We start from the raw sequence: 910 nt of genomic DNA on the forward strand, positions 1-910 counted from the left end.
ACGGCAGTGTCCGGGAAGGCGGCGGTGATGGCGTCAGGGAAGCCCTTGAGACCGTCGACCACCGCGATCAGGATGTCCTGCACGCCCCGATTTCGCAGCTCATTCATCACCGACAGCCAGAACTTGGCGCCTTCATTCTCAGCAATCCACAGACCCAGAACTTCCCGCACACCGTCACGGGTTACGCCGAGGGCCACGTAAACGGCCTTGTTCTTCACCATCCGGCTGTCGGCATCGCGGATCTTGACCCGGAGCGCGTCGAAAATGACGATCGGATACATCCGGTCCAGCGCCCGGCTCTGCCACTCGCGGACCTCGTCCAGAACGGCATCGGTCACGCGGCTGATGAGGTCAGGCGAGACCTGCAGTCCGTAGACATCCTCAAGGTGGGCGCGGATGTCACGGACCGTCAGACCAGCGGCATAGAGACCAATGATTTTGTCGTCGATCCCGTCAATCCGGGTCTGGCCCTTCTTCACCAGCTCAGGTTCGAAACTGCCGTCACGGTCACGCGGCACCGCGATCGGCACCTCGCCATCCTGCCCCTTCAACCGCTTGGAGGAGGCCCCGTTGCGCCGGTTGACCTGCCCCACAGGCGCGTCCTTGCCCTCCTCATAGCCAAGATACGCGGTCAGCTCGGCCCCCAGCATCCGTTCCATCAGCTTGATCTTGAGCTCTTTCAACAGCCCGGCATCGCCAAGCAGGTCTTCAGGCCGCTCGCAGCCCTTCAGAAGTTCGTCCAGCAGTTCCTTGGAAATCGTCATCGTCCTTGCTCCTCTCAGAAAGCATGGACCAAACCCCAGTTACACAGAAGATCGGACACTCTCTCACGGCGTCGAAGATGTAGATCGTGCTCAAAAAGTTCCCGCAAACGCGCATCAAATGCCGCGTTCAACTTGGACCCGACACG

The 910-nt window shown here is 60.5% G+C and carries 1 protein-coding gene; it reads right to left on the minus strand.

Annotation, left to right across the window (positions count from 1 at the left end):
• The coding region (locus ACFTOW_RS02035; RefSeq protein ID WP_379912562.1) for an IS256 family transposase at nt 1-764 on the minus strand (764 nt) is incomplete at its 3' end.
• Nucleotides 765-910: the final 146 nt, after the last annotated feature.

It is taken from the genome of Lacimonas salitolerans, assembly GCF_042677865.1.
Taxonomy (GTDB): domain Bacteria; phylum Pseudomonadota; class Alphaproteobacteria; order Rhodobacterales; family Rhodobacteraceae; genus Lutimaribacter; species Lutimaribacter salitolerans.